Annotated in this window: 6 protein-coding genes, 1 other RNA gene and 1 pseudogene; 6 read left to right on the forward strand and 2 right to left on the reverse strand. The window is 60.6% G+C overall.

Annotated elements, in window-relative coordinates; all coding sequences use genetic code 11:
• Both serC and gyrA read right to left on the reverse strand, forming a co-directional pair.
• Nucleotides 1–643: 3-phosphoserine/phosphohydroxythreonine transaminase (serC, locus tag MRY84_RS02005; RefSeq protein WP_291504095.1), on the reverse strand; the 643-nt coding region annotated here is incomplete at its 3' end.
• Between the two features lie 104 nt (nt 644–747).
• Nucleotides 748–3,423 carry a DNA gyrase subunit A gene (gene gyrA, locus MRY84_RS02010; RefSeq protein ID WP_291504096.1) on the reverse strand — a complete coding sequence of 892 codons (2,676 nt, stop codon included), beginning with the start codon at nt 3,421–3,423 and terminating at the stop codon, nt 748–750.
• A 223-nt stretch (nt 3,424–3,646) separates the two neighbouring features.
• On the opposite strand from gyrA, the gene ompA reads away from it, so the two are divergent.
• The 6 genes and pseudogenes from ompA to MRY84_RS02040 all read left to right on the forward strand — a co-directional run.
• Nucleotides 3,647–4,285: an outer membrane protein OmpA gene (gene ompA / locus MRY84_RS02015; RefSeq protein ID WP_142146571.1), complete on the forward strand. Its 639-nt coding sequence runs from the start codon at nt 3,647–3,649 to the stop codon at nt 4,283–4,285.
• A 101-nt stretch (nt 4,286–4,386) separates the two neighbouring features.
• Nucleotides 4,387–5,100 carry a bifunctional 2-polyprenyl-6-hydroxyphenol methylase/3-demethylubiquinol 3-O-methyltransferase UbiG gene (ubiG, locus tag MRY84_RS02020; RefSeq protein ID WP_291504097.1) on the forward strand — a complete coding sequence of 238 codons (714 nt, stop codon included), beginning with the start codon at nt 4,387–4,389 and terminating at the stop codon, nt 5,098–5,100.
• A 9-nt stretch (nt 5,101–5,109) separates the two neighbouring features.
• Nucleotides 5,110–5,775: an HAD-IA family hydrolase gene (locus tag MRY84_RS02025; protein WP_291504098.1), complete on the forward strand. Its 666-nt coding sequence runs from the start codon at nt 5,110–5,112 to the stop codon at nt 5,773–5,775.
• Between the two features lie 12 nt (nt 5,776–5,787).
• Nucleotides 5,788–6,174, forward strand: a transfer-messenger RNA (tmRNA) gene (ssrA, locus tag MRY84_RS02030).
• A gap of 363 nt (nt 6,175–6,537) precedes the next feature.
• Nucleotides 6,538–6,798, forward strand: coding sequence for a hypothetical protein (locus MRY84_RS02035; protein WP_291504099.1), 261 nt, complete (start codon nt 6,538–6,540; stop codon nt 6,796–6,798).
• 146 nt (nt 6,799–6,944) lie between these two features.
• Nucleotides 6,945–7,125 (forward strand): annotated as a pseudogene (locus MRY84_RS02040) (hypothetical protein); the annotation flags it as partial.

Below are 7,125 nucleotides of genomic sequence, written 5' to 3' on the forward strand. Positions count from 1 at the left end.
CTTCGCGCACGATCACCAGGGTCAAACCCGCAGGGCCCAGGTTTTTCTGCGCGCCGCCAAACGCGAGGCCCACGCGCGACCAGTCCACGGGGCGCGACGCCACATGGGAAGAGAAATCGATGACCAGCGGTGCGTCGCTTCCGAGCGCTTTCAGGTCCGGCAGCTCGTGGAATTCAATGCCGTTGATCGTTTCATTGCTGCAGATGTGCAGATAGCTGGCACCGCGGCTGACTGTCCAGGTGGCCGGATCGGGAAGGGTCGTGAACCCGGTATCTTCCCCCGAGGCCACGACGTTCACCTCGGAGGCGTACTTGCGGGCCTCTTTCTGCGATTTCTGGCTCCAGCTTCCGGTGACAACGAAGTCGACCACGCCAGCGCGTGAAAGATTCAGCGGAACGATCGCGTTCTCCGCCAGGCCGCCACCCTGCATGAACAGGATCTTGAACTGCGCGGGAACCGCCAGCAGTTCGCGCAGGTCCGCTTCTGCCTGTTCATAGATGGACTGGAACTCCTTGCCGCGGTGGCTCATCTCCATCACGCCCATGCCGCTGCCGTGCCAATCCAGCATTTCTGCGGCGGCTGTCTGCAGTACTTCGGTGGGAATGGCGGCCGGTCCGGGCGCGAAGTTATAGGGACGTGTCATGATTAGATGGGTAAAAAATGCCGTCGGCGCTTAGTGGATAAGCGCTGACAGCTCTTGTTTTGATAGCGTTTGCCTGCGAGCGCCTGCCCCGCAGGCCGGTTGCCTCAGGCGTCCGGAGAATCTGTGTTGTCGGCCTGCGCGGAAGGGGTACTGCCATCGGACGGACCTTCCGCACCGGGGTCTGCATCGATCCCGTTGGCGTCGTTCTCAACAATGCGCTGCAGGCCGCTGAGCTGGGAGCCTTCATCCAGCGCAATCAGCGTGACGCCCTGCGTGGCGCGGCCCAGTTCACGGATTTCGGCAACCCGGGTGCGCACCAGCACGCCCTTGTCGGTGATCAGCATGATCTCGTCGTCCGCATGCACCAGCGTGGCGGCCACGACCTTGCCGTTGCGCTCGCTTTGCTGGATGGCGATCATGCCCTTTGTGCCACGGCCGTGGCGCGTGTATTCGACGATGCTGGTGCGCTTGCCGTAGCCGTTCTCGGTGGCGGTGAGCACGCTCTGCGTTTCGTCCTCGGCCACCAGCATGGCGATCACGCTCTGGCCGTCTTCCAGCATCATGCCGCGCACGCCGCGGGCCTGGCGTCCCAGGGGGCGTACATCGTTCTCGTCAAACCGCACGGCCTTGCCGCCGTCGCTGAACAGCATGACGTCATGCTTGCCGTCGGTCAGCGCGGCACCGATCAGGTAGTCGCCATCGTCCAGGTTCACGGCAATGATGCCGCCCTTGCGCGGGTTGCTGAATTCATCCAGCGCGGTCTTCTTCACGGTGCCCATGCTGGTGGCCATGAACACGAACCGGTCGGCGGGGAAGCTGCGCATGTCGCCCGTGAGCGGCAACACCACATTGATCTTCTCGCCGTCCTGCAGCGGGAACATGTTGACGATGGGGCGGCCGCGCGAGCCGCGCGAGCCGGCAGGCACTTCCCAGACCTTGAGCCAGTACAGGCGGCCCCGGTTGGAGAAGCACAGGATGTAGTCGTGCGTGTTGGCGATGAAGAGCTGGTCAATCCAGTCGTCTTCCTTGGTCGCCGTGGCCTGCTTGCCGCGACCGCCGCGCTTCTGGGCGCGGTATTCGGACAGGGGCTGGCTCTTGATGTAGCCCGTATGCGACAGTGTCACCACCATGTCGGTGGGCGTGATCAAGTCTTCGGTGGAGAGGTCTTGCGCGCTGTACTCGACGACGCTGCGACGGGCGCCCAGCTTGTGCTGGCCGAACTCCTGCTTGATGGAGGTGAGCTCCTCGCCAATGATGGTGGAGACGCGCTCGGGCTTGGCCAGAATGTCCAGCAGGTCTTCGATGACCGCCATGACTTCCTTGTACTCGGCCACGATCTTGTCCTGCTCCAGGCCCGTGAGGCGCTGCAGGCGCATCTGCAGGATTTCCTGCGCCTGGGTTTCGGACAGCCGGTACAGGCCGTCCTGGCCCATGCCGAATTCACGTTCCAGCCCTTCGGGCCGGTAGTCGTCGGCATTGACCACGCCGCCATCCTCGCGGGTGCGGGTGAGCATCTCGCGCACCAACTTGCTGTCCCACGAACGGGCCATCAGCTCGGACTTGGCCACCGGCGGGGTGGGGGCGTTGCGGATGATGGCGATGAAATCGTCGATGTTGGCCAGCGCCACGGCCAGGCCTTCCAGCACATGCCCGCGGTCGCGCGCCTTGCGCAGCTCGAACACCGTGCGGCGGGTCACCACTTCGCGGCGGTGCTGCAGGAAGACGACGATCAGGTCTTTGAGGTTGCACAGGCGGGGCTGACCGTCGATCAGTGCCACCATGTTCATGCCGAAGGTGTCCTGCAGCTGTGTCTGCTTGTACAGGTTGTTGAGCACCACCTCAGGCACTTCACCGCGCTTGAGCTCAATCACGAGGCGCATGCCCGACTTGTCGGACTCGTCCTGGATGTGGCTGATGCCCTCGATTTTCTTCTCATGCACCAACTCGGCCATGCGCTCTTGCAGCGTCTTCTTGTTGACCTGGTAGGGGAGCTCGTCGACGATGATCGCCTGGCGCTGGCCGCGGTCGATGTCCTCGAAATGGCACTTGGCCCGCATCACCACCTTGCCGCGGCCGGTGCGGTAGCCGTCCTTCACGCCGTTGATGCCGTAGATGATGCCGGCAGTGGGGAAATCGGGCGCCGGAATGATCTCCATCAACTCGTCGATGGACGCATCCGGGTTGCGCAACATGTGCAGGCAGCCGTCCACCACTTCATTGAGGTTGTGCGGCGGAATATTGGTGGCCATACCCACCGCAATACCCGCCGAACCATTGACGAGCAGATTGGGCAGTTTGCTGGGCAGTACGAGCGGTTCCTTTTCGCTGCCGTCGTAGTTGGGCCCGAAATCGACGGTTTCCTTGTCGATATCGCCCAGCATTTCATGCGCAATCTTCGCCAGACGGATTTCGGTATATCGCATGGCGGCGGCGTTGTCCCCGTCCACCGAGCCGAAATTGCCCTGGCCGTCGACCAGCATGTGGCGCAGCGAAAAATCCTGTGCCATCCGTACGATGGTGTCGTATACCGCCGAGTCACCGTGCGGGTGGTATTTACCTATCACATCGCCAACGATACGGGCGGACTTTTTATACGGCCGATTCCAGTCGTTGTTGAGCTCGTGCATTGCATACAGCACGCGCCGATGCACAGGTTTGAGGCCGTCGCGCGCATCGGGCAGAGCCCGGCCCACAATGACGCTCATCGCGTAATCGAGGTAACTGCGCCGCATCTCTTCTTCAAGACTGATGGGCAGGGTTTCTTTGGCAAACTGGGTCATTGGGGCGGCGATGGCGGCGAAGGACAGTCATTTTAGGGGGAAGACCGTGTCGCGGTCGCGCAACATATCAAAGCAATTCCGCTTTTGTCCTACGGCCCCCAAGAGGGGCGCGCCGCTTTTGCCCTGTTACGTATGGCACAATCGTTTGAACGCTTTGGATGGTGGTCATCCCTAGCGTCCTGATTCGCAGCGCGGCTGCGGCTTTTTCCCCAAGAGGAGAACCATGAAGAAACTGAACAAAGTGGCGATGTTGTTTGCCTCTGCAGCGCTCGCAACCGCCGCTGGCGCACAAACCGTTGACAACTGGAGAGATGCTTCTGGCCAACTGGTCTGGAAGAACGGCACCAACGAATACTGCTGGCGCAATGCCAACTGGACGCCTGCAACGGCCGCTCCTGGCTGCGACGGCGCTATCGTGGCTCCCACTCCTGCTGCCGCTGCTCCCGCCGCCGCTCCTGCACCTGCTGCTCCCGCACCTGCTCCCGCTCCAGCTCCTGCTGTGGCCACCAAGGTGACCTACGCTGCCGACGCATTCTTTGACTTCGACAAGTCGGTTCTGAAGCCAGAAGGCAAGGCCAAGCTGGACGATCTCGTCTCGAAGGTCAAGGGCATCAACCTGGAAGTGATCATCGCTGTCGGCCACACCGACTCCGTGGGTTCCGACGCTTACAACCAGAAGCTGTCTGTCCGCCGTTCCGAAGCCGTGAAGGCTTACCTGGTGTCCAAGGGCATCGAAAAGAACCGTGTGTACACCGAAGGCAAGGGTGAAAAGCAACCTGTTGCCGACAACAAGACCGCCGAAGGCCGCGCAAAGAACCGTCGCGTGGAAATCGAAGTGGTGGGTACCCGCGCTTCCAAGTAATCTCTTGATTGCTTGACCAGAAAAGCCCCGGCGACGGGGCTTTTTTGCGTTTGGAGGATTTTCCCGGCGAAGATCCTGCAGCTTAAGGAGACAATTGCTACATGAGCGATACCGTGAATGCCGATCCGGCCGAACTGGCCAAGTTTTCGGAGCTTGCCCACCGCTGGTGGGATACCGAAAGCGAATTCCGCCCTCTGCACCAAATCAATCCTTTGCGGCTGGACTGGATCGATACCCAGTGTGGACTGCAGGGGAAGCGCGTGCTGGATGTGGGGTGTGGAGGGGGGATCCTGGCTGATTCCATGGCCCGCAAGGGCGCGAACGTCACCGGTATCGACTTGTCTTCCAAGGCGTTGCGGGTGGCGCAACTGCACGCGCTTGAGGCGCAGACGGGCAATATTCAGTATCGGGAGATCAGTGCCGAAGCCTTGGCCCGGGAAGAGGCTGCAAGTTTCGACGTCGTCACGTGCATGGAAATGCTTGAGCATGTGCCCGACCCCGGGTCTGTTGTGCGAGCCTGCGCGCAGCTCGTGCGTCCTGGCGGCTGGGTGTTTTTCTCGACGATTCACCGCAGCCCCAAAGCCTTTCTTCTGGCCATTGTGGGGGCGGAATATGTGTTGAACATGCTCCCCCGAGGCACCCATGAATACGCGAAGATGATCCGGCCCAGCGAGTTGGCTGCAAGTTGCCGCATGGCCGGACTGGACGTCAAAGGAACCCAGGGGCTGGGGTACAACCCTCTCACTCGGCGTTATGCGCTGACCAAAGACACCAGCGTGAACTATCTTTTGTCTACGCAGCGAGCCCTCACCTGACCTCAAGCCATGTTTCTGAACATTCGGGCGGTGCTGTTTGATCTGGACGGCACACTGATTGATAGTGCTCCTGACTTGGGCGCTGCCGCTGACAAGATGCGGACGGACCGCGGTCTCCCATCGCTGCCGCTGGAGCGCTATCGGCCCATGGCCGGCGCGGGTGCGCGGGGAATGCTGGCGGAGGCCTTCGGGCTGGCGCCAGATCATCCGGATTTCGCGGTCATGCGCGAGGAGTTCTTCAAGAACTACGAGTCCAGCATGACGGTTCACACAACCGTATTCGATGGCGTGCCTGAGATGGTGTCGGAGCTCTTAGGCCGGCAATTGGCCTGGGGAGTCGTTACCAACAAGATGGCACGCTTCACCGACCCCTTGACCCGGATGATCCCTGTTTTTGCTTCCGCGGGGGCGGTGGTGAGCGGCGATTCCACCCCCCACTCCAAGCCTCATCCGGCGCCGTTGCTGGAAGCTGCAGCGCGACTGGGGGTGGATCCGCAACACTGCATCTATGTGGGGGACGATGAACGAGACATCGTGGCAGGCCTCGCTGCGGGGATGGGGACGGTCGCGGCCACGTACGGTTACCTCGGCGCGAAGTCGAACCCACTCGAGTGGGGCGCCCACGCCGCAATTAAATCTCCCTCCGAACTCTTGCAATTGCTGAGGACCGCCTAAAATAGAGGTTCTGGGGCTGTCCTGGTTTCGACGTGGGATCGGAATCGGTGTGGTGCATGTCGAGCTTGAGTCACGCTCGTAAATCTCGATTTAACAAACTAACTGCAAACGACGAACGTTTCGCACTCGCTGCTTAATTGCCAGTGAGCCTTGCAACAGTTGGCCGATGGGCTGGGCAAGGGGGTTCTGAGCAATCAGTGCCTCCCGGCTGCAAGGATAATTACATGGGCTGGCTTCGATCCGGGTACCTTGGATCGGAGCGAGAAAATAGGGTGCTGGCGGCCTTTGTAGCGTGCGACTGCGCGGCAAGGGTGGCGAGACTTAAAACAGACCGCTAAACATGTAGATCTGCCCGATAAAGGCTTACGGACGCGGGTTCAATTCCCGCCAGCTCCACCATACAACGTTCAAAGGCGTTCACTGAGTTCAGTGAACGCCTTTTCTCTTTTCCATCTTCTATTTCCAACGGGCGGTCGCTGGTACGCGTGCTTCCCTGTCGCCTTTTTGGTAGCCCGACAGCCACCCAGGAATCTGCAGATTGCGCCCTGTGCGAACATGGCTTTTCCGAATTCCATCCCGTGCGCGCTCACCCCTTCTTTTTCCGCACTCCAAACGCGGCCTTTCCCCCCGGAGGTCACCGGTAGCAGCCATGGGCGTACTGCTTACGAGGAGAGAGGCACGCATTTGTAGCTTCATGTATCAGTTCTTGAGGTGCGCAGAGGTTGCGGCGCAAAATCGGTTTTCGTTCACGCCGGAGGCCTTATGCCAATGGAGTACCTAAGAGGTTTGGAGCGCGATACCCTCCCTCTGATTGAGACGGATGTCGTCAATATCGACAAGCTCCGTATCTTGCGCGCTGCCGGGATGGTCGAGGTACAGCTTCCTCCCGTTGACTCGCCGCAACAGAACGCCCAGGTCCTTTATGTCACCGGACTGGGTTGCGCAACGCTCAGGGCATGTAGCCTGCGCGTAGGCAGCGTAAAACGCGTTCCGCGCGCCGACATGGAGTCCTTCTTCGACTGACCGATCTGCCGACGGGCGAGATACGCTCTGCGCCGGTCGGGAGCTTTTGTCCTACGCATTGATGCGCTGCACAAGAGTTCGCCTGCTCGTGAGCCCTCATACGATGTGCCATCCGAGTTACTGGCGGGGCCAGATGAAAGGCGCATATGAGCAGTTGGTACAAATTGGCACTGGGCAATGATGAGGAGGCGTTCGAGCCGACATTGCGCATTCAGCAGATGTTCATGTCGAAGTTCCTGATGTGTCCCCCCGGGTCCGGCAGGGCACTTTTCTCTTGCTACGACAAGGCCAAAGACACCCTCTGGCTATTTTTCTCCCCCGCAGCCC

It is taken from the genome of Acidovorax sp. (assembly GCF_022763525.1).
Lineage (GTDB): Bacteria > Pseudomonadota > Gammaproteobacteria > Burkholderiales > Burkholderiaceae_C > Acidovorax.

Coding starts and splice junctions, on each gene's coding strand:
- ompA (WP_142146571.1), top strand. CDS start 3,647: ATGAAGAAACTGAACAAAGTGGCGATGTTGTTTGCCTCTGCAGCGCTC.
- MRY84_RS02025 (WP_291504098.1), top strand. CDS start 5,110: ATGTTTCTGAACATTCGGGCGGTGCTGTTTGATCTGGACGGCACACTG.
- MRY84_RS02035 (WP_291504099.1), top strand. CDS start 6,538: ATGCCAATGGAGTACCTAAGAGGTTTGGAGCGCGATACCCTCCCTCTG.
- ubiG (WP_291504097.1), top strand. CDS start 4,387: ATGAGCGATACCGTGAATGCCGATCCGGCCGAACTGGCCAAGTTTTCG.
- gyrA (WP_291504096.1), bottom strand. CDS start 3,423: ATGACCCAGTTTGCCAAAGAAACCCTGCCCATCAGTCTTGAAGAAGAG.